The organism is Anaerolinea thermolimosa (assembly GCF_001050195.2).
In the GTDB taxonomy this organism is placed as follows: Bacteria; Chloroflexota; Anaerolineae; order Anaerolineales; family Anaerolineaceae; genus Anaerolinea; species Anaerolinea thermolimosa.
Map to the genome: position 1 here is coordinate 1,825,733 of NZ_DF967965.1, position 20,495 is coordinate 1,846,227.

14 protein-coding genes and 3 tRNA genes are annotated in these 20,495 nt (G+C 51.0%); 9 read left to right on the forward strand and 8 right to left on the reverse strand.

Features of this window, described 5'->3' with window-relative positions:
• Positions 1-4 precede the first annotated feature (4 nt).
• Positions 5-1,738, reverse strand: a complete 1,734-nt coding sequence (gene cydC, locus ATHL_RS08280; protein ID WP_062192027.1) for a thiol reductant ABC exporter subunit CydC — start codon at positions 1,736-1,738, stop codon at positions 5-7.
• Positions 1,735-3,483 (reverse strand): thiol reductant ABC exporter subunit CydD, encoded by a 1,749-nt coding sequence (gene cydD, locus ATHL_RS08285; RefSeq protein WP_062192029.1) that lies wholly within the window; start codon positions 3,481-3,483, stop codon positions 1,735-1,737. Before cydD ends, cydC begins: the two co-directional genes overlap by 4 nt.
• A gap of 23 nt (positions 3,484-3,506) precedes the next feature.
• Here cydD and ATHL_RS08290 point away from each other — a divergent pair, with 23 nt between their 5' ends.
• On the forward strand, positions 3,507-5,192 hold the full coding sequence (locus ATHL_RS08290; RefSeq protein WP_062192032.1) for an ABC1 kinase family protein: 1,686 nt from the start codon (positions 3,507-3,509) through the stop codon (positions 5,190-5,192).
• Positions 5,193-5,215: 23 nt separating this feature from the next.
• Here ATHL_RS08290 and ATHL_RS08295 read toward each other — a convergent pair whose 3' ends face one another.
• The 4 genes from ATHL_RS08295 to ATHL_RS08310 all read right to left on the reverse strand — a co-directional run bounded on the left by ATHL_RS08295 (position 5,216) and on the right by ATHL_RS08310 (position 9,380).
• A complete protein-coding gene (locus tag ATHL_RS08295; protein ID WP_062192035.1) occupies positions 5,216-5,896 on the reverse strand; it encodes a creatininase family protein in 681 nt (226 codons plus the stop codon).
• A 124-nt stretch (positions 5,897-6,020) separates the two neighbouring features.
• Complete coding sequence (locus ATHL_RS19300; RefSeq protein WP_084001284.1) at positions 6,021-8,810, reverse strand: leucine--tRNA ligase; 2,790 nt, start codon at positions 8,808-8,810, stop codon at positions 6,021-6,023.
• A gap of 367 nt (positions 8,811-9,177) precedes the next feature.
• A tRNA-Ala gene (locus ATHL_RS08305) sits at positions 9,178-9,250 on the reverse strand.
• A gap of 57 nt (positions 9,251-9,307) precedes the next feature.
• Positions 9,308-9,380: transfer RNA gene (locus ATHL_RS08310), tRNA-Ala, on the reverse strand.
• A 191-nt stretch (positions 9,381-9,571) separates the two neighbouring features.
• On the opposite strand from ATHL_RS08310, the gene ATHL_RS08315 reads away from it, so the two are divergent.
• Together ATHL_RS08315 and ATHL_RS08320 are read left to right on the forward strand one after the other, a co-directional pair.
• Positions 9,572-10,738 (forward strand): aldo/keto reductase, encoded by a 1,167-nt coding sequence (locus tag ATHL_RS08315; protein ID WP_062192038.1) that lies wholly within the window; start codon positions 9,572-9,574, stop codon positions 10,736-10,738.
• 188 nt (positions 10,739-10,926) lie between these two features.
• Positions 10,927-11,592 carry a YdcF family protein gene (locus ATHL_RS08320; protein ID WP_236822356.1) on the forward strand — a complete coding sequence of 222 codons (666 nt, stop codon included), beginning with the start codon at positions 10,927-10,929 and terminating at the stop codon, positions 11,590-11,592.
• A gap of 9 nt (positions 11,593-11,601) precedes the next feature.
• On the opposite strand, the gene ATHL_RS08325 is transcribed toward ATHL_RS08320, so the two are convergent.
• Positions 11,602-14,352 (reverse strand): DUF6259 domain-containing protein, encoded by a 2,751-nt coding sequence (locus tag ATHL_RS08325; protein WP_062192043.1) that lies wholly within the window; start codon positions 14,350-14,352, stop codon positions 11,602-11,604.
• A 172-nt stretch (positions 14,353-14,524) separates the two neighbouring features.
• Between ATHL_RS08325 and ATHL_RS08330 the strand changes: the two genes are divergently transcribed.
• From ATHL_RS08330 to ATHL_RS08355, 6 genes are all read left to right on the forward strand, one after another.
• Positions 14,525-14,797 (forward strand): metal-sensitive transcriptional regulator, encoded by a 273-nt coding sequence (locus ATHL_RS08330; protein ID WP_062192045.1) that lies wholly within the window; start codon positions 14,525-14,527, stop codon positions 14,795-14,797.
• 42 nt (positions 14,798-14,839) lie between these two features.
• Complete coding sequence (locus tag ATHL_RS08335; protein ID WP_062192048.1) at positions 14,840-15,049, forward strand: heavy-metal-associated domain-containing protein; 210 nt, start codon at positions 14,840-14,842, stop codon at positions 15,047-15,049.
• A 99-nt stretch (positions 15,050-15,148) separates the two neighbouring features.
• A complete protein-coding gene (locus ATHL_RS08340; protein WP_062192051.1) occupies positions 15,149-17,572 on the forward strand; it encodes a heavy metal translocating P-type ATPase in 2,424 nt (807 codons plus the stop codon).
• Positions 17,573-17,688: 116 nt separating this feature from the next.
• Positions 17,689-18,108, forward strand: a complete 420-nt coding sequence (locus tag ATHL_RS08345) for a universal stress protein (RefSeq protein ID WP_062192054.1) — start codon at positions 17,689-17,691, stop codon at positions 18,106-18,108.
• A gap of 42 nt (positions 18,109-18,150) precedes the next feature.
• Positions 18,151-18,224, forward strand: a tRNA-Arg gene (locus ATHL_RS08350).
• A 242-nt stretch (positions 18,225-18,466) separates the two neighbouring features.
• Positions 18,467-18,988, forward strand: a complete 522-nt coding sequence (locus ATHL_RS08355) for a DoxX family protein (RefSeq protein WP_062192056.1) — start codon at positions 18,467-18,469, stop codon at positions 18,986-18,988.
• A gap of 89 nt (positions 18,989-19,077) precedes the next feature.
• On the opposite strand, the gene ATHL_RS08360 is transcribed toward ATHL_RS08355, so the two are convergent.
• On the reverse strand, positions 19,078-20,493 hold the full coding sequence (locus ATHL_RS08360) for a sensor histidine kinase (protein ID WP_062192059.1): 1,416 nt from the start codon (positions 20,491-20,493) through the stop codon (positions 19,078-19,080).
• Positions 20,494-20,495: the final 2 nt, after the last annotated feature.

The following is a 20,495-nucleotide window of genomic DNA, read 5'->3' on the forward strand; positions in this document are numbered from 1 at the left end:
ATTCTTAAAATACCCGTTTTTGGAGCAATAAAGCCTGCTGGTACCATCCCCCGGCCCTTACCAGTTCGGCAGGAGAACCTCTTTCAAGGATTCGTCCTTCACGCAAAACAAGAATTTCATCCATTTCCTCAAGTCCAATAAGATCGTGAGTGATCCATAAAATGGGTTTCCCTGCATAAGCCCCAAATAGGGTCCGTATGACAGACCGGGCAGATTTATTATCCAGATTGGAGGTGGGCTCGTCCATCAGTAATATATCCCCTGCCTTTAACAAAGCCCTCGCCACTGCTACCCGTCTTCGTTCTCCCTCACTCAACTGATCACCTTGAGCTCCTACCCAGCCCTGAAGCCCCCCCGGAAGTCTTCTTAAAAGGTCTTCCAGTCCGGCATCCAGAGCGGCCTTTTCGATTTCCCGATCACTGGCATTTGCCCTTCCAAGACGCAAATTTTCTGCCAGCGAACCGCTGAACAATGTAATTCGCTGGGGGATCACTGCGAATCGTTGACGGATATTTTCTGGAGAGTAATCGAGGAGATCTCTTCCGTTGAGCCAGATTGTGCCTGCTGGAGGATCCCACAGACGAAGAAGCAATTGAACCAGAGTAGATTTCCCGGAACCATTAGGGCCCAACAGAGCCAGGCGTTTCCCCGGGATTAACTCCAGACTCACCTCACTTAAAACCGGGGTAAATTCCCCAGGATAAGTAAATGTCAGTCCCGAAACATGCAATGCCCAATCAGAACCCGCGGATAAAATCGCAGAAGCACCGGGGAGTCGAACCCGAGGTTTTTTCTCCATAAGAGATAAAAGTCGTCTGGCCGATGCCAAAGCTTCTCCCAAAAAGGCAGCCCCCTGTTGTAAAGGTTGGATTGCCTCAAAAGCTGTCAATGCAACCAGGTATAAAACCGCCATAAAGACCCCGTCTATCTGACTCGAACGCACGAGATCAACAGACGACCTCAATACCAGCCACGCAGTCCCATATTGAAAGAGAAGACTTAACGCCGAACCAGTTGCCAGAATTGAGGCGCGTTTTTCCTGTTGCCGATCGTAGGCATGAAATTGTGAGAACAATTCCAGTTTACGCTCCTCATGTTTCCCATAGGCCATCCATTCCCCCAATCCCTGGATAGTTTCCACCAGGCGGCGCGAGGTTGTTTCTCGCATGGAGGCAATGGATATCCCAACAGGTCTTCCCGACAGGTAAAGGAGGGCAGGTAACCCCACCCCGGATAACAGCAAGCCACAGGTGATGATCATACCAAGCCACGGTGAAAAGGCTCCCGTAAACCACACCACGCCCGTTGTAACCAACCCGGCAACCACGGTCGGGGCAATCAATCGAACGTAAAAATTCTCCAACACCTCAACATCCGCAATCACCCGGTTGAGTAATTCACCCCCTGAATACCCGGTCAATCTGGCAGGAGCCATTTCCTCCAGGATGGAATAATATTGAATCCGAAGTTCCGTAAGCAATCGAAAATTCACTGAATGTGTGACCAATCGTTCCAGGTAACGCCACACACCCCGACTCAATCCAAGGAAACGCACCCCCACAATCGCCACCTGTAAGGTTTCAATTCCCGGGTGTAGAGCAGCCGCTGATATTAAATATGCCGAGGTACCCATGAGACCAATTCCACTGGCAATGGCCGCAGTACCTAATAAAACCGAAAGCACTGCCTCTTTCCAAAAAGGACGCAACCAGCTCAACAGGTGGAATAGAACCTTCATTTTTCCTGATTCGCTCCCCATAAGCCGGTAAACCTTCCGTTCCACCCGATCAAGTCGCCCCTGCTCCGCGTTTCTATCACTTTTCCATCTGATAGAACAATGATATGCTCCGCACGTTGAATGGTTTGCATACGGTGTGCAATGACCAGAGTGGTTCTTTGCTTTGAGAGATCTCGTACCACCTCATCAAGGATTGCCTCTTCTGGAGGATCAAGATAGACAGTAGGTTCATCCATTAACAACAGGGGGGAATTACGTAAAAAAGCACGCGCAAGTGCAAGTCTTTGCGCCTGCCCGCCCGATAACCTCACCCCACGTTCACCAACCGGAGTGTGTATTCCCTCTGGCAATGCTTCCACCCACTCTATGAGCTTAACCTTTTCGAGAGCATCGAAATAGGTCTCTGTACGCCCATCGTTTATTGCTATACGCAAATTGTCAAGGATACTTCCCCTGATAAGATAAGGACGTTGGGGTACCCATGTCACCCACTTCCGCCACGCTTCAGGTTCGAGCGTATTTAATGCCCTGTTCCCGACAAGAATTTCCCCTTCGTTTGGATCAACAAACCGGAGCAATAAAGCCAGTATGGTGCTTTTTCCGGCTCCACTCTCCCCAATCAGAGTCGTCATTACACCCGGGAGGATAGTGAAAGAGACCCTTTGCAGGGCGTCTTCTGCCCGATCTGGATATCGAAAAGTCACCTCGCGGAACTCAATTCTCATCGCCCGTGGGTCAAATCGGGGCAAAGATTCCAATCTCTGAGAAGAATTGGACGAGAGCACACTCCATTCAGGCTCTGCAAGCAGGTCATCCATTCGTTTTAAAGCACTTATTCCCCCGATGGCGGCATGAAACCGCATCCCCAGCATTCGCAAGGGCTGATAAAATTCCGGAGCGATCAGCAACAAAAAAAGTGCCACCTCGAAATCCATTTTTGCATACAGAAGACGTAAACCCACCTGTACAGCTATGATCGCCGTACTCAAAGTCGCCAGTAATTCCAGTGCCAGGGCTGAAAGAAAAGTTAACCGCAACACACTCATTGTAGTCTGCCGATAATGCTCGCTTTTCTCACGGACGCTCTCTACAAAGCCCCTGCTCTGACCCAACTCCTTCAAAGCTTGCAGCCCCTGCAGGGTATCCAGGAAAAAGGCGCTCAATTGCCGAAGTGCGTTAAATTGCCGGCGGGTCAGTCTTTCAGCAGAACTTCCAATCAGATACATAAAGAATGGGATCAACGGCCCGGTTACCGTAAGAATGATCCCTGATAGCCAATCCACAGGAAAGACAAAAAGCAACACGGCCAGAGGAACCGTAGCCGCGAGAATCGCTTGCGGGATAAATTGACTGAAATAAGCATCCAGCGTATCCACCCCCTGAAGCAAGACTGCCGAAAGCTCACCCGCTTCATGACGGCGCGTGTAAAGCGGCCCTAGCCGAATCAGCTTTGCCAGAATTTGCTCTCGCAGAATCGTTTTCACCTGCCTCGCTGCTGACGCGCTGAACCGTTCATTTGCAAAGATCCACCCCGATCTGATAACTATTACTCCCAGAATAATCCAAAGCGTTGGTAACACTTCATTTCTTCCACCCCCATGAACAAATACCTGCATTACAACCTGACTGACCAACTTTGCCTGGATTATCAAAAATATTCCTGCTGCAATACCCGCTAGAATACTCATTCCTATAGGCAGGAGTACCTTTCGCAGCAACCGAAGAAGATTTCTATCCAGGTACATGGGCTTAATTATATAATGAGGTCATGGCCACTCCGCCCCGGATTCCCTGGATCGTCAGACGCCCCCTCCTTCAACGCTCTCAACAAATCATTACCACCCTCACCCGTCATGGCCTTGGATGGCTCCTCACCCAGGCGGCCTCTGGAGAAGATGGACGCCTTCGTGGGCTTCGCCGGCTTCTTAAACAATCGGCTCGCACCCAGGCTGAAGAACTGGTTCAGGCGCTCATCGAATTGGGTCCAACGTTTATTAAATTTGGCCAGGCGCTCAGCGCCCGTGCCGATCTTCTCCCGCCAGCTTATATTACAGAGTTAAATAAATTACAGGATCTTGTTCCTCCCCTTCCATTTGACCAGATGGTTGCAGTCCTTCGCGATGAACTGGGTCGCTCCCCTGATGAAATCTTCGCCTATTTAGACCCAGAACCGATTGCTTCTGCTTCGATTGGTCAGGTATATTCCGCCCGATTGTGGGGTGGAGATGAGGTAGTGGTGAAAATTGTTCGCCCCGGTGCGGAACAAACCTTTGAACAGGACCTGGAAATTCTCAATGACCTGGTTGACTGGCTCACCCGTTATACTGCGCTGGGGCAGCTCTACGACCTGCATGCTCTGGTCGAGGAGTTTGCCCACACCGTCCGTAATGAGTTTAATTACATTCGTGAAGGCCGCAACGCGGATACTTTTCGTAAGAATTTTTCGGACGACTCACGCATTTACATACCGGTCGTCTACTGGGACTACACCACGCGAAGGGTCATTACCCTTGAAAAAGTCACAGGGTTGAAAATTAATGACCTTGCTGGTATGGACAGGGTTAAAATTGATCGCCGTGCTGTGGCTGAGAATTTAATGCACTTTGCCTTACGTCAAATTTTTGAGTTCCGCCTCTACCACGCCGATCCTCACCCGGGAAATTTCTTTGTCCAGCCCGATGCTTCATTAGCTGTGGTTGATTTTGGAATGGTAGGCCATATCAATGAACATACCCGGCGTACCTTCCTTGGCATTGCCCGGGCCATAGAACGCCGCGACTCCTTTATGCTGGTTGATGAGCTTCTCGAAGCAGGGATCTTCACCCGTGGAATCAACCGACGATCCTTCGCTCGTGACCTCGAACGATTATTAAATCAACTGAGCGGTATAGCCATCAAAGACCTTTCTGCGGCTGAAGTATTACGCGATTGGATGGATGTCATCCTTCGAAACGGGTTACAACTCCCGGGTGAGTTAGTCGCCATGACCCGCGCCATTGCGATCAGTGAGGGTACAGGCACGCTCTTATATCCCGACTTCAACCTCTTCGAATTTGCAGCGCCCTACCTGAAGTCCTTCTGGCAAGAAGAACAATCCCCATCCACCCTGCTACCTCGCCTTACCACGGCCGCATCTGACAGTTTAGAGCTTGGGCTCGATCTCCCTCGCCGGGCCATTCGCATCCTTTCGCAAATTGAACAGGGGAAACTAGAGGTGAATCTCAACCGGCAGGAGCTGGATGATCTGGTAGGAAAATTTCAAAAGATGACCAACCGCCTGACATTGGGCATGATTCTCTCTGCCGTGATCATTGCCCTGTCATTGATCATGGTCGTCTACCGGGCAGAGACATGGGAAACGCTGGGAAATTATATTTTTGGTTTCGCTCTGATCTCTTCGATCCTTTTTGGGGTCTGGTTGATCTGGTCTATCATTCGTACCGGCCGCACCTGATCCTTACACCACCGCAAAAATCCTTAAAAATCCAGCAAATAGAGCACATCTGCCAGGCAGGCAGCGAAAAGTTCATCCATCACTTCCATCGGCGCACTGTATGCTCCTCCAAATACCCCATCCCCGTAAGCCTCCCGGGTCTCACGGGCATTTAAGATGCCCTTCACATGCACCGAAAGTTTCTCTCCCGGCGGTAAATCAGCCACCCGGGTGAACGGGAAAGCCTCCATCCATGAAGCATGTTCCCGCGACAGCCCATATTTTCGGGCCACAGCTTCCACACTGTCGGATGTCCACCATGCATACCAGCTCAACCGTAGCCCTGACAATTCATTCGCCAGCTCTACGAGTCTGCCACGGGCAGGGTCATTCCCGCCGTGGCCGTTCAATACCAGAATCTTTCGAAACCCCTGCTGGTAAGCCGAACGAACGATATCCTCAACCACCTCCAGAAAAGTGGACAACCGCAGGCTAAAAGTGCCCGGGTAAGCTAAAAAATAGGGTGAAACGCCGTAGGGCACTGCAGGAGCCACTAAAACCCCCGTTTTCTTGCTGGCCGCATCTGCCAGAGCCATAGGGATTTGTACATCGGTAGCCAGGCTCAGATAACCATGCTGTTCGATAGCGCCAAGCACAAGAATGAGCCGATCATCTTGCTTCAGGTACGCTTCTACATCCATCCAGTTTAGATCTTCAATCCGCATGAGGTCTCCTTGTCCATATCCCTATCTTTTGTGTCGCTTTCCTGCCTAAAGGGTGGTCAGATTCCCTTTCAGGTTAATAAAAAGCCGAAAGCGCTGGTCAAGAGCACCAGCGCTTTCTTTTTCTTTATCCAACTATATTGACCAACCTGCCTGGCACATAGATTACCTGACGGGCTGTTCTCCCCTCCAGGAATTTCTGCACCGCAGGGTTTTCCAGCGCCAGACGTTTGGCGTCCTCTTCCTGAATATCAGCAGGTACAACAAGACGATCACGAACCTTCCCGTTAACCTGTAATACCAGGGTAATTTCTTCTTCTCGAGCGGCTTCGGCATCAAAGGAAGGCCATGCCTGAGTATGTACCGAATATGGCTTACCGAGTAATCCCCAGAGTTCTTCACTGATGTGTGGTGCAACTGGAGCCAGCATCTTTAAGTACATCTCAGTCACCTCATTCCAGATGGGCGACCCATACGCACCCGCTTGTTTAGCCTTTACCATTTCATTCATGAGCTCCATCAGGGCCGATACAATCGTATTGAACTCGAATTGTTCAAAGTCACGTGTAACCGATCGAAGAGTCTGATGAGCTTTCCGTCTGAGAGCTTTGAGCAGGGATTCTGAAGCTTTTCCCTCCCCTGGCTCTAACAACGTCAACCAGACACGGCGCAACCAGCGGTTCACACCCTGGATGCTCCCCGGGTCCCATGGCCCCCCTTCAGCCCAGCGGTAACCGAACATCATGAAAGCCCGCACTGTATCTGCCCCGTAGAGGCGTACCTGCTCATCCGGGTCAACGACATTCCCACGTGATTTACTCATCCGCTGGCCATCAGGCCCTAAGATTTGTCCCTGATTGCGCAACTGGAGCATGGGTTCGTTTCCCCGGGTGATTCCCAGATCTCGCAGAGCTTTATGGAAAAACCGGGTGTAGATCAGATGCATGGTAGCATGTTCTGCCCCACCTGTGTATGTATCCACCGGCATCCAGTAATCATATTCCTTCGGATCAAAGGGCCCCTGATCATAATGCGGGCTCAGATAACGGAGATGATACCAGGATGAACACATAAAAGTGTCCATCGTATCTGTTTCGCGTTCAGCTTTTGCACCGCATTGCGGGCAGGTAGTGAACCGCCACGTCGGATGCAATTTTAAGGGGCTTTCTCCAGTGGGTTTCCACTCCACATCGTCAGGCAATAACACCGGTAATTGATCTTCTGGCACGGGCACTGCACCGCAATGAGGGCAATAAATAATGGGGATGGGTGCCCCCCAGTAACGCTGGCGAGAAATTAACCAGTCACGCAGACGGTAATTGACTGTCGCCTTGCCTTTTCCCTGTTTCTCTAACCAGGTAGTGACCGCCCGCTTGGCTTCTGTGCCTGGGGTTCCGCTGAATTCACCTGAATGGATCATGGTGCCATATTCGGCATGGAAGAGCACGTCCTGATAAAACGGCAGGTGACTCAACATCTCCATGACCGTGCGATTCCCTTGAACGGGCGGGTAAAGTTTCTTACAACGCTCGAGAATCTCCCGGTCGGCTTCCACCGAGTCCAGTTCGATCACTCCATCATTGAATATAAATAGCCACTGCGTTCCTACAATCTCGTTCCAATTCTCAGGCTTCAGATATCGCCGCATCAGAGCCACATAAGGCTGCACCTGATCGCGTTGCAGAGTCACAAACAATCCCTCACCCGCTGAACCGACCGGGGCTTTGGTATACGAAATACCGGCTTGCTTTAACCCTGACTCGAAGGAATCATCCACCGATCCCGGGAAGACCAGACTTTTCGAAATCCCGTCCGGGCGCTCAATCACCGGAATTATGGGCAACCCGTATTTAATCGCAAAGGCAAAATCCCGTTCATCATGCGCTGGCACCGCCATAATTGCCCCGGTGCCGTAAGACATCAAAACATAATCCGCAATCCAGACGGGTATACGCCGCCCATTGACCGGATTAATCGCATATCCCCCGGTAAAGACCCCGGTCTTTTCTTTTTCGGTAGACTCTCGCTGGATATCTGTCTGCCGTACAGCCTGAGCAATGTAGGCCTCTACCTCTGCCCTGTGGTCAGGGGTGGTTAAGCCTTCCACCAGAGGATGCTCAGGAGCCAGCACCATGAAGGTGGCTCCCCATAAGGTATCCGGGCGAGTGGTAAAGACCTCGATCGGCTGTCCATCTTCGGTGGTAAAGATGACACTGGCTCCTTCTGATCGGCCGATCCAGTTGATTTGCATATCCCGAACTTTTTCTGGCCAGTCAATGCCATCATAGTTCAGCAATTCTTCAGCATAACGCGTCGTTCTAAAGAACCACTGTTCCAGGTCTTTTTTGATCACCGGGGTACCGCACCGCTCACAATGTCGATCTTCGCCCCATACCTGCTCCCGGGCCAGCGTAGTATTACAATTCGGGCACCAATCGACCGGGGACATTTTTCGATACGCCAGGTCATTCTTGAAAAATTGAACAAAAAACCACTGCGTCCAGCGATAGTATTCTGGATCAGAAGAGATGGCCTCGCGCCTCCAATCAAACATCGCTCCCATGCTTTTTAATTGCCGCCGCATGTTTGCGATATTTTTATACGTCCACTCCTTCGGATGAATATTCCTCTTGATAGCCGCATTTTCTGCTGGCAGCCCGAAGGCGTCGAATCCCATAGGGAAAAGCACGTTATAACCACACATTCGTTTAAAACGTGCCCGCGCATCGGAGGGGGTCATGGCATACCAGTGACCAATATGAAGATCACCAGAGGGATACGGCAGCATGGTCAAGGCATAGTGTTTGGGCCGTGTTGGATCAATATCCGCGTGATACAATCCATCCCGCTCCCATTTTTCCTGCCATCGGGGTTCGATTTCGGCCGGGTTATAAACCGGGATAATCTTCTCAGGCATCACTCCACCTCTTTTTCTCCAGGTAAAAAATAATAAAACCCTCGCCCACCAGGGACGAAGGTTTTCACTCCGCGGTACCACCCTGCTTGTTCATTGAACCAATGAACCGCCTTGGATCGCGATAACGGGCGAAACCCGTCCCTGACTACTTACATTTCACCAGGGCCGCGCCAACCTTTTGGTGCATCAGGCGAGTTCAGTCTCAGCGCTCCGTAGGCGCACTGCCGGGCTTCCACCTCACCCTCCCGGCTCGCTGACGGATGACTTACTACTCCTGATATGCGTTTGGTTGTTAAGTTGATCAGGGCAGGTTTCCTCTCAACCCGAAACCTCGGGTAAAGCTTTCCTGCCCCGGCGCATAAACCAGTGGACCCAGGGGGATTCGAACCCCCGACCTTCTCAATGCCATTGAGACGCGCTCCCAACTGCGCTATGGGCCCGGATTGTTTTGTTAAGCATTCGGTGCGCTCGGTCAGGGCAGATCACCTCTTGCCCAGTGGACCTGAGGGGATTCGAACCCCTGACCTCCTCAGTGCGATTGAGGCGCGCTCCCAACTGCGCTACAGGCCCTCGTTCGTACGAAGGGTAGCGTGATTTTAATCGAACCCCAGGGGATTGTCAAGCCAATGCAAGCCGCAGGAAACTCATCTGTTTCTCATTTCTTAATTCAGCCTCAACCTTGAGAGACTTTCCGACTGTCATTCCCCACTCGCGAAAAAACACGGGATATAATCTTATTATTCCATTCGTCGAGGTGAAATATGCAATATCGCTCTTTTGGTAAATTGGACTGGAAAGTTTCGGCCCTGGGTTTTGGCTGTATGCGCTTCCCAACCACTGATGGAACCCGTGGTGGCGCTTCCATCGATAAAGCTGAAGCCTCTCGTATGCTTTACTATGCCATTGAAAACGGGGTGAATTACCTGGACACCGCCTACCCGTACCATCGCCAACAAAGTGAGGTCTTCCTCGGCGAAGCCCTCAAAGGAGGTTGGCGTGAGAAAGTTCGCCTGGCGACCAAAATGCCTCACTGGTTAATGAGTGGACCCGATCAGTTCGACACGTTCTTCAACGAACAACTACAGAAACTTCAAACCGAATATGTCGATTTTTATCTTTTGCATGGCCTGGATAAAAACAGCTGGCAAAAACTGCAACAATGGAATGTATTCACCTGGGTAGAAAAACGTATCGCCGAAGGACGCATCCGCTATCTCGGTTTTTCTTTCCATGATGACCTGGATACCTTTAAGAAAATTGTGGATGGGTATGATTGGACCTTCTGCCAGATTCAACACAACTATATGGATATCGAAGAGCAGGCCGGTACAGCCGGATTGCGTTATGCAGCATCAAAAGGGCTGGCAGTTGTGATCATGGAGCCTTTACTTGGCGGAAAACTTGCCGCAACCCAGCCTGAGGTACAGGCCATCTGGGATACAGCACCTGTCAGGCGTTCACCCGCCGAGTGGGCACTTCAATGGCTCTGGAACCAACCCGAAGTCTCGGTGGTACTCAGCGGCATGTCCACCATGCAACAGGTTCAGGAAAATATCGCCGCCGCCGACCGTTCTAGAGTTGGTCTACTCACCGCAGATGAAATAGCCCTTGTAGACAGAGTGCGAGAGACTTACCGGAAGCTATGCCTGGTAGCCTGTACTGGTTGCCAGTACTGCCAACCCTGCCCGAACGAAATCAACATTCCACTCCTGTTTGAGCTTTATAACTCGGGACACATGTACGGGGTGTTGGAAGAGGTCCGCCGCGCTTATCGAGACTGGATTCCCCCTGAAAAACGGGCAGATCAATGTGCTCACTGTCACGAGTGTGAAGATAAATGCCCCCAGCATCTGCCTGTGTGTGATCTCCTGGAAAAGGTAGACCTGGTACTTTCTGGTAGTAAAACCTACGCCGAAGTTTTAGCCTGAGTTCATAACCGGACTGCTCGATTTATCTCCGAGCAGTCCGGTCTATTAAAGGGAATTCTATGTTCGTGTTCCTCTCTAAATTCATTCCCCCTCTAATCTATCCTCTCGGATTAGCCATCCTTCTCTTATTGATCAGCCTTTTCTTACAAAAACGCCCTCGCTTCCAGAAGGCCCTTGTAACCTGTGCCATGATCATTTTACTCCTCGGATCGAACCGATGGGTCGCTGTCACGCTCGCGCGATCGCTGGAGTGGCAATATCTTCCTCAGGGAGAGATTCCTTCCGCAGATTGTATCGTCGTGCTTGGCGGTAGTACCGACCCTGCCGAACCTCCGCGTCCAACCGTCGAGTTGAATGGAGCCGCTGACCGGGTTTTTTATACCGCATTGCTTTATCATCAAGGAAAAGCTCCGGTCATCCTCTCCAGTGGAGGCAACATTTCATGGCTGGACTCACGCTCTTCCACCCCGGCAGAGGAAATGGCCATCATTCTTACCCAATTAGGAGTGCCTGAAGAGGCCATTCTAAAGCAAAACCGCTCTCAAAACACCTACGAAGATGCCCTGTATTCAGCCGCCATCCTCAAGGAAAAAGGATTTTCCCGCGTGATTCTGGTCACATCCGCCATGCACATGCCCCGTTCGGTCGCTCTATTCCGAAAGCAAGGCATCGAAGTAATCCCCGCGCCGGCGGATTTCTCGGTGACAGAGACCTCCTGGGGTCAATTAATCCACGCCGACTTTCCCGGTCTGGTCGTATCTCTTCTTCCCAACGTTGGCAACTTGAGCCTGACAACCAACGCCCTCAAAGAATATATCGGCATTCTGGCTTACCATCTGCGAGGTTGGTTATAGCATTCACAATTACTGCGCCACGATTAGATACCAAGCTACCTTTTCATCTCCGAGCTTTCGCTGGTAATCCAGAGTTATAAACTCACCTGCCACTGGAACTTCCTTTTGTTGCAGCATTCGGCCATCCGGAGAGAAGGCCTGAATCAAAAGGTTTTGTTCATTCACCCACGCGGGTAAAGGCTTTATCCTGAGTGGGGTGTCCTTCCCTTTAGGCTGATAGATGGAAATCGCATCTCTTCCTCTTTCTTCAATAATGTAATGCTCCCCTGGGCTGAGCATCTCATCGTTATATCGGTTGAAAACACCTGCCACCAGGCTTCCATCCTTTTTCAGGAGTAAAAACCCATTCCCTGGCACACTGTATTCTCCCAAACTGTACGTTTTACTGGCATCCCAGTTGTAAAAAACCGTGGCGGTTTCGAAATCCGTTTGGGTAACATTGTCATTGAGACTGGTATATCCCCGAACCCTCTCACCTGCATACGAAGCAAAAGCACGAAATTGGAAAGCAGCGACTACCTCCAGCATTTCATCATCTATACCACCCCCGTACTGCGAACGAAACAGGTCATAACTTAACTGATACCCCATGGCAGCATTCCAACCGAGAGTGGCTTTATTATGGGTGAAGGTCTCAGGTGCCAGGTTGTGTTGATAGAAAAATACCCGATCACGAGCCACCTGGGTGACAAAAGGGTAATATCGCCAGTTACCCTCTCCCCACCAGGATGAGGTTTCTCCCCTTCGCTCTGAAAGCATAACACTTCCATGAAAACCCACTTCCGTTTCTACCAGCTGATCGAAACCCCCTTCCGTAGCCAGGTGCATCTCTTCGAAGGTACGGGTATGCTCTATCCACCCCTGCAAATAAGAGTCAGGAGAGGGAGCCGCCTTATTATAGTCATACACCGCCGCTCTTGCACCTATCTGGTCTTCGAAAAGAATATCGGCGATCTTCAAAGTTGAAAAATCATCCATTAATTGCTTTAACCGTTCCTGCACAAACGTTGCATAAGGAGAGACCACATACCCATAATGAGGATCTGCCGGGCATCCATAACATTCTTCCAGATGCATTCCCTGGTCGTTTACCACCACCACATCCAGCAAACGAACTTCTTTGGGTAAGGTGCGCATGGTAGGAGATTTTCCATCCCACCAGGTAGGGTTGGTGTATGGCATTAAAAGCAATCCGCGAGCCCGAATCTCTGCTGCAACTCGCGCCAAATCTTCTGTGGTTCCAAAGTGGGAATCGGGGGGCAGGAAGTCAGGATAGTTCCGATCAAAGCCTCCCTCTTCGAAAAGAATATCGGCGATCTTCAAAGTTGAAAAATCATCCATTAATTGCTTTAACCGTTCCTGCACAAACGTTGCATAAGGAGAGACCACATACCCATAATGAGGATCTGCCGGGCATCCATAACATTCTTCCAGATGCATTCCCTGGTCGTTTACCACCACCACATCCAGCAAACGAACTTCTTTGGGTAAGGTGCGCATGGTAGGAGATTTTCCATCCCACCAGGTAGGGTTGGTGTATGGCATTAAAAGCAATCCGCGAGCCCGAATCTCTGCTGCAACTCGCGCCAAATCTTCTGTGGTTCCAAAGTGGGAATCGGGGGGCAGGAAGTCAGGATAGTTCCGATCAAAGCCTCCCTCCCCATATCCTACCAGATGAATTAACCCCGCTCCAGGTAAACGGTCAAGGAGAGCCGGGTAATCGGCAAACGATAAACCCAATTGACTGGCATCTGCCTTAAGCAACGGAGCACGGCTGACCTTTTCAAACAACGGCCCAAGTTTTTCGCCCAGAGATTTGACCCGTTCGAGACCCGAATCTTTTCGATAGGCATCCGCCGCCTCCTCCCAGCTTCCCCCAATTCGAATATGGAGCACGGGGGAGACCCACGTTTTCTCCGGGGAAATTCTTGGCTTGAACACATGCATCCAGCAGATGGATGTCTGATCAGGACAACCATTCAATTTAACCCCATAAGTAATGGGGGTAAGGGGTGGATTTGCCGGTGTAGTATAAAGAACAACTTGCCCACCAGCAGAGCGAATACCTGTGAAGTCTGCGAATACACCAGGCCATCCCGGATAAACTACCACGGCATCCCTTCCTCCCTGGGCAAAGAATCCCTGGTTAAGGATCACTCCCGGCATAATGGGCAGGAGAACTTCACGGATGGATTCTCTTGAACCCATCCAGCCATCCGGGAATCGAACCTCTGTCACTTCATACCCCTGGTGATTCTGGAGAGTAAGTTGTAGATCAAACTGGCTTTCTCCCACCGGTTTAACCCTTACTTCTACAGAAATGCCTTTTTCTGTTGCTGGATCCGGAACATATTGAAGCAACAACTCGTTTTTCTCAGATAGCCATTGATACCGAAAGGATCTTGTTCCAGTCATTGAATAATCTGTAGATGCCACAGTCTGTGCGCTGTAATTGAAAGCCAGCCTCCAAAGCGCCCCCTGTTCCGAAGAAAAGATCAGCTTTTCTCCACTGCTCCGCTCAATTACAGCCAGCAGATTGCCGTTGGTTTGATCAAAAATAAGCTCTCCGTCTCGAGTTTGAAGCCTGAGCGTATTTTCTGTCGCATTATCCAACACAAGAGGAGACGGGGTTCTAGCTGGACCTGGCGTTTTAGTTTCTTCCATGCGTCTTGCCCGTAAAACCCCAAACACAACCACCACCAGCAGCGCAACGAGAATCCCGCCGACAAGTGCTCCAGCAATCCACCGTAACCTGTGCATACATCCTCCCTCAGTAATCATTGCTATACCTCAAATTCTACTATACCTGAATACAGCGTGTCCCAGAGGTCTATTTCTCCACGAAGGCTCTGACCTCTTGCATAATCAGATAAATATGGTATAATTTTTATTACCCCCCCCCGGTAGGGGGGGATTAAGGAGTATTCAAGATATGAGCGGAAGAGAAGAGGCTATCCAACGTCTAAAAATCGCTGAAGGGCACCTGCGAGGTGTCCAGCGGATGCTTGAAGAAGGCGCCTACTGCATCGATATCATTCGGCAGATCCAGGCCGTACAGGCATCCCTCAATAAAGTGAGTATTCAACTCCTCGATCATCACCTCAACTCCTGTGTCATCACAGCCATTCGGGGTGAAGACCCCAATGAACGTGAACGGGTGCTGAAAGAGATCAGCAGTGTATTCGAGGCCTCTTCTCGCCTGTAAACTTTTCTGGAATACTCTATCACTTTCTTTTTGGAGGTTTTTATGAAAACCGTTACCTATCGGATCCCCAACATTAGCTGTAACCACTGCGTTCACACCATCCAGTCTGAAATTTCAGAACTGGCGGGCGTTCAATCAGTAGTTGCCAATAAAGACACCCGGCAGGCCACCATTACTTTTGATACCCCCGCTACTGAGGAGCTGATCATCTCAACCCTCAAAGAGATTAATTACCCACCCGAACTATCCTGAACGGTAGGCTCCTCCTTTTTGTACCTTTTCGAAGATGCCTGTTTTAGGAAAGCCTGAACTGTACACCAGATCAGGCTTTCCTAAAAAGGAAGGAAAGCTATGCCTGAGACAAAGCAAGTAACCTTACCCATTACCGGTATGACCTGTGCCAATTGTGTGGCAACCGTTGAACGAAACCTCAAAAAGGTCAATGGAGTGCAAACCGCCATTGTAAACTTATCTTCTGAGAGAGCCACGGTGGAATTCAATCCCGCCCTGGTTCAACTCACTGATCTGATCGGACGGGTTGAACGCGCCGGTTATGGCGTGGCAACCGGAGAAGCGGACTTGCTCATCCGCCGCCTCAGTGACGATAACGATGCGCGTCGCCTGGAGAAAGTTCTTTCATCTATTGAGGGCGTAATCTCAGCCCAGGTCAATTTAGCCAGCGAACATGCGCGCGTTCGATACATTCCTACGGTGGTAAGTCAGGCCGACTTACGTAAGGCCATCTCCTCAGCCGGGTTCGAAACCGTTGAGACGGGTAACGAGGTCGATGATGCTGAAGCCCGCGCTCGGCAGGAAGAGATGAATCATCAGTGGCGATTGTTGACTATCGGTTTAATCTTCACCATCCCACTGTTCCTTTTCTCTATGGCTCGTGATTTCGGGTTACTGGGGATGTGGGCTCACGAGCGATGGACTCTCTGGGCCATGCTGGGGCTGGCGGCTCCGGTTCAGTTCATTGTGGGATGGCAATATTACGTTGGGGCTTATAAATCACTGCGGAATGGTTCGGCAAACATGGATGTCCTGGTCGCCATGGGATCTTCTGCAGCCTTCCTTTACTCTTTGGGTGTAACCTTTGGCTGGCTGCAAGGTCACGTTTATTACGAGACCGCTGCAGTCATTATTACCCTGATCCGGCTCGGTAAATTCCTTGAGGCACGCGCAAAGGGTCAAACCAGTGAAGCCATCAAAAAGCTGATGGGCCTCCGTGCCCGTACGGCCCGCATCATCCGCAACGGTGCAGAAATTGAAGTGCCCGCGGATGAGGTTCTGGTAGGCGATGTGGTTATCGTCCGCCCGGGAGAGAAAATTCCTGTGGATGGCGTGGTGATTGAGGGGCATTCCACCGTGGATGAGTCCATGCTCACCGGGGAATCCCTCCCTGTTCCCAAAGGCCCTGGCGATCCCGTAATCGGTGCCACGCTGAATAAAACCGGCCTGTTCCGCTTTGAGGCCACTCGTGTGGGTAAAGAAACCGCCCTGGCTCAAATCATTCGCCTGGTAGAAGAAGCTCAGGCCAGCAAAGCGCCCATCCAGAAACTGGCTGACCGCATCAGCGCGGTATTTGTGCCAGCGGTGATCTTCATTGCAATTGCCACCTTTCTTCTCTGGTATTTTGTAATTCCGGGCCCCACTTCTCCTGACCCCGACTCATTCACCCGTGCCCTCATTCACGCGGTAGCTGTGCTGGTGATTGCCTGTCCCTGTGCCATGGGGTTAGCCACCCCAACCGCCGTTATGGTCGGCACTGGCAAAGGCGCCGAAATGGGGATTTTGTTTAAAAACAGTGAGGCTCTCGAACGCGCGGGCCGAATTACAACCGTGGTTTTTGACAAAACTGGCACCCTCACACGAGGTCAACCCACAGTAACCGATATCGTGACTCTGCCAGACCGGTTTGACTCAAACGAGCTTCTGAGACTGGCGGCCTCGGTCGAGAAAGGGAGTGAACACCCCCTGGGTGAAGCCATACTGGCAGAAGCCAACGAACTTGGACTACCGCTTTCCGACCCGCTGAGATTTCAGGCCGAAGTAGGCCTTGGTGTCACTGCTCAAATCGATGGCAGGCAGGTAACGGTTGGAAATGTTCGCTTAATGCAAGAAAAAGGGTTTTCCCTCAATGGATTATCCAATGAAGCTCAGCGTTTACAAAAAGAAGCCAAAACCGTGATGGCAGTAGCGATTGATCAGCAAGTGCAAGGGTTGATCGCCGTTGCCGACGCGTTGAAAGAAGGCTCTTCTGAAACCGTCCAACAACTTCGACAGCTGGGTTTGCATGTGGTGATGATCACCGGAGATAACTGGCAAACTGCCCGCGCCATAGCACAAAAGGTTGGAGTCGACGACATCATGGCTGAAGTCCTCCCCGGCGAGAAAGCCGCCGCGGTCAAAAAGTTCCAGGGAGATCGAGAGGTGGTCGCCATGGTCGGAGATGGAATCAATGATGCCCCCGCTCTCGCTCAAGCTGATGTTGGGATTGCTATTGGCACCGGCACGGATGTCGCCATGGCTTCGGCGCCGGTTGTGCTGATCAGTGGTGACCTGCGCGCTGTAATCCGGGCAATCAAACTATCTCGACTTACCCTGCGCACCATTAAGCAAAATTTGTTCTGGGCGTTTTTCTACAACGTCATTCTGATCCCTGCCGCAGCTGCAGGCTTACTTAACCCGATGCTGGCCGCAGCTGCGATGGCTTTCAGCAGTGTTTTCGTAGTCACCAACAGCCTCCGCTTAAGGAAGAAGCTCATCTCATAAGGTTATTTTATTAAGTAATCCGGCAGGATGGGCAACGAACCTGCCGGATTCTTTTCTTTTTATAGAGTTATAATAAAAAAAGTGAACAATCATTGACATGGAAAGTGAGGAATACCATGTTCAAACGTATCCTTGTCGCTTATGATGGTTCAGAATGGTCAAAACGTGCCGCCGAATTGGCCGGGAAGCTTGCCCGTGAACAAAAGGATACCCAGGTATGGGTCGTTTGTGCCATTGGAGCTGTGCCCACCACCCTGGGACAAACGATCGCTGATCAGTGGATCGCTGAACAAACACTAACAGGAGGGAAACTTCTGGATGAAGCCGTTAATCTTCTGGGAGATGTTCCAGAAATTCACCGCGAATTACTTTTCGGGCCACCAGCCGAAAGCATCATTGACGTAGCCGAGACACGCTCCTGTGATCTGATCGTGATGGGATCCCGCGGGGTGGGCGCTCTCACCGGACTTCTCCTGGGAAGCCAGTCTCATAAAGTGATCAGTCTGGCCAAGTGTCCAGTCCTGGTGGTTAAATAAAGCTGTGCGAAAGCCAGGGTTTACGGTATAATCAGGGCAATTGCCCCCGTAGCTCAAGTGGACAGAGCGCCTGACTTCGAATCAGTAGGTTGTGGGTTCGAGTCCCGCCGGGGGCGCTGTTACCGCCGCAGGTACGGGTAAATAACCTGCCCTCAGCCTCCATAGTCATAAGACGGAGGCTGAATTTTATTACCTTCGGGCTTCATGACAGAATAGGATTTTAACAAATCTTTTAAAATTCCTCTTATAAAATTCTTACAAAATAGATGTAATAGAGATAACGAGGCAAACGGAAGATCACCGGTTCCATTTTAGCTTACTCACAATACCTGCCAGGATGGAAAGGAGGTGAGAGGCTATGTTGAACATGGACGTGGGAATCTTCGTTCTTCGGTTGCTGATCGGGTTGCTCTTTGTGGGCCATGGTGCTCGCAAACTCTTTGGTTGGTTTGGCGGCAAAGGGTTACAAGACACTACCCGGTGGATGGAATCCATGAACTTTAGACCACCCCGTTTTTGGGCTGTTATAGCGGGGCTGGGTGAATTTCTGGGAGGGCTCGGTCTAACCCTCGGCTTATACACACCCATCTCTTCGGCTCTAATCATCGGGGCTTTGCTGATGGCCATCCTCAAGGTTCACTGGTCTCATGGCCTCTGGGCTTCCAATAATGGATTTGAATATCCACTGGTGAACCTGGTGGTCACAGCCTTCTTAGGTCTGTGGGGGCCAGGGTTGTATGCCCTGGATAGGATCTTCAATCTGAGCTACCCAACGCCAACCACATTTGCTGTTGCGTTGCTGGTAGTGATCGCAGGGGTGATCATTGCACTCGCTACCACGGCCCACCAGGCAACCTCAGTTCGGCATCAAACATCATAAACGGATGATCTCCCCATTCCTCAGCCGGCTTTATAAAACGCCGGCTTTTTTTATTTCGCACCACTGGTCCCTCAGCGAGGCACTTCTTCTCACTTCCCATCATACGGTTGAACGGGAAGGATAAAACGAATGATTGTACCCTGCCCCTCTCGAGATTCGGCCCAGACCCGTCCTCCATGGGCTTCTATGATCGCTCGAACGATGGCCAGCCCTAATCCAGATTCACCAGCCTCGGTATGGCGCGAAGGGTCAGCTCGATAAAAACGCTCAAAGATCCTGGGCAATTCTTCCGCCGGAATCCCTTCTCCGGTATCTGCCACCGCATATTCCACCCCTTCCGGGGTTGGCCGGGCTGAAAGGGTAATGGTTCCTCCTTCAGGAGTATATCGGAGAGCATTACTGAGCAAGTTGTCCATCACCTGCATTAACCGGCCCTCATCCATTCTGACTGACGGAAGGGATGGAGGCAGTTCAACTTTCAGGGTGACTCCCCGTTGCCGGGCATGGTGTTCAAACAATACCGCCGACCTCTCAAGGAGATGACTCGCCGGGAAGAGCTGCATTTGAAGTGCCAGTTCACCGGCATCCGCTTGAGAGAGGGTACGCAGATCTTCTACCATTTTTTGAAGGCGTTCAATCTCGCCATAAATTAATGCAAAGCGTTCAGGCGTAGGAGATAACACCCCATCTCGCATGGATTCGATATATCCACCGATCACTGTCAGAGGGGTACGAAGGTCGTGGGCGATATCAGCGGTCATTTGCCGTCTGCTTTGATTGGCCAGAGAAACAGCCCGGCTCATATGATTGAACGCCTCAGCCAGTTGACCGATTTCATCCCTGGAATCGACCCGAACCTCCTGTTCCAGCGCACCGCCAGCGATTCGCCGAGAGGCCTCCATGAGGGCATTGATCGGTTGCACCAGCTTTCTGCCAAGCCATAACCCGATTATAACTGCCACTATTAGCCCCCCAAACATTGCGAGCAAGATGGCCTGATAGGTGCGGCGGAGGAAAAGAGTCTCTGCCGGGTTGAAATTGAAAATCCTCCCTGCCAGGAATACATATCCCACCGTACTGCCGTCAATGAGGATAGGCTCTGAATTTTTCAGCACATCATTCGGAAGCTTCGTGCCGGGAGGAAACCCCGGCTCAACCGAGACAACCACCACCCCATTCTGATCAGCCAGCCCGAACAAACCCCGTCTCTCGCGCTCGAACCCGGGGCGGCCATCCGGTTCCGGGATTCCTCCATTAGCGGCAGCCGGGGTAGGAGAAGTCAGCCACTGATAACTCCCCCATACCTCTGGAACCTGATCCCAGGAATGGTTTTCGCGATAATAATTGGCCAGCATCTGAGTAAGCGCATTTCTCTGTTGATCAATGATCAACCGGCTGAGCCGATCAGGACTGCTGGCTCGAATGATTAAAGCAACCAATCCCGAGGCAGTGAATGCCACAAGAACAAATGCCAGGATGATCTTCCAATAAAGAGAGATCTTCATTT

Coding starts and splice junctions, on each gene's coding strand:
- cydC (WP_062192027.1), bottom strand. CDS start 1,738: ATGAAGGTTCTATTCCACCTGTTGAGCTGGTTGCGTCCTTTTTGGAAA.
- cydD (WP_062192029.1), bottom strand. CDS start 3,483: ATGTACCTGGATAGAAATCTTCTTCGGTTGCTGCGAAAGGTACTCCTG.
- ATHL_RS08290 (WP_062192032.1), top strand. CDS start 3,507: ATGGCCACTCCGCCCCGGATTCCCTGGATCGTCAGACGCCCCCTCCTT.
- ATHL_RS08295 (WP_062192035.1), bottom strand. CDS start 5,896: ATGCGGATTGAAGATCTAAACTGGATGGATGTAGAAGCGTACCTGAAG.
- ATHL_RS19300 (WP_084001284.1), bottom strand. CDS start 8,810: ATGCCTGAGAAGATTATCCCGGTTTATAACCCGGCCGAAATCGAACCC.
- ATHL_RS08315 (WP_062192038.1), top strand. CDS start 9,572: ATGCAATATCGCTCTTTTGGTAAATTGGACTGGAAAGTTTCGGCCCTG.
- ATHL_RS08320 (WP_236822356.1), top strand. CDS start 10,927: ATGATCATTTTACTCCTCGGATCGAACCGATGGGTCGCTGTCACGCTC.
- ATHL_RS08325 (WP_062192043.1), bottom strand. CDS start 14,352: ATGCACAGGTTACGGTGGATTGCTGGAGCACTTGTCGGCGGGATTCTC.
- ATHL_RS08330 (WP_062192045.1), top strand. CDS start 14,525: ATGAGCGGAAGAGAAGAGGCTATCCAACGTCTAAAAATCGCTGAAGGG.
- ATHL_RS08335 (WP_062192048.1), top strand. CDS start 14,840: ATGAAAACCGTTACCTATCGGATCCCCAACATTAGCTGTAACCACTGC.
- ATHL_RS08340 (WP_062192051.1), top strand. CDS start 15,149: ATGCCTGAGACAAAGCAAGTAACCTTACCCATTACCGGTATGACCTGT.
- ATHL_RS08345 (WP_062192054.1), top strand. CDS start 17,689: ATGTTCAAACGTATCCTTGTCGCTTATGATGGTTCAGAATGGTCAAAA.
- ATHL_RS08355 (WP_062192056.1), top strand. CDS start 18,467: ATGTTGAACATGGACGTGGGAATCTTCGTTCTTCGGTTGCTGATCGGG.
- ATHL_RS08360 (WP_062192059.1), bottom strand. CDS start 20,493: ATGAAGATCTCTCTTTATTGGAAGATCATCCTGGCATTTGTTCTTGTG.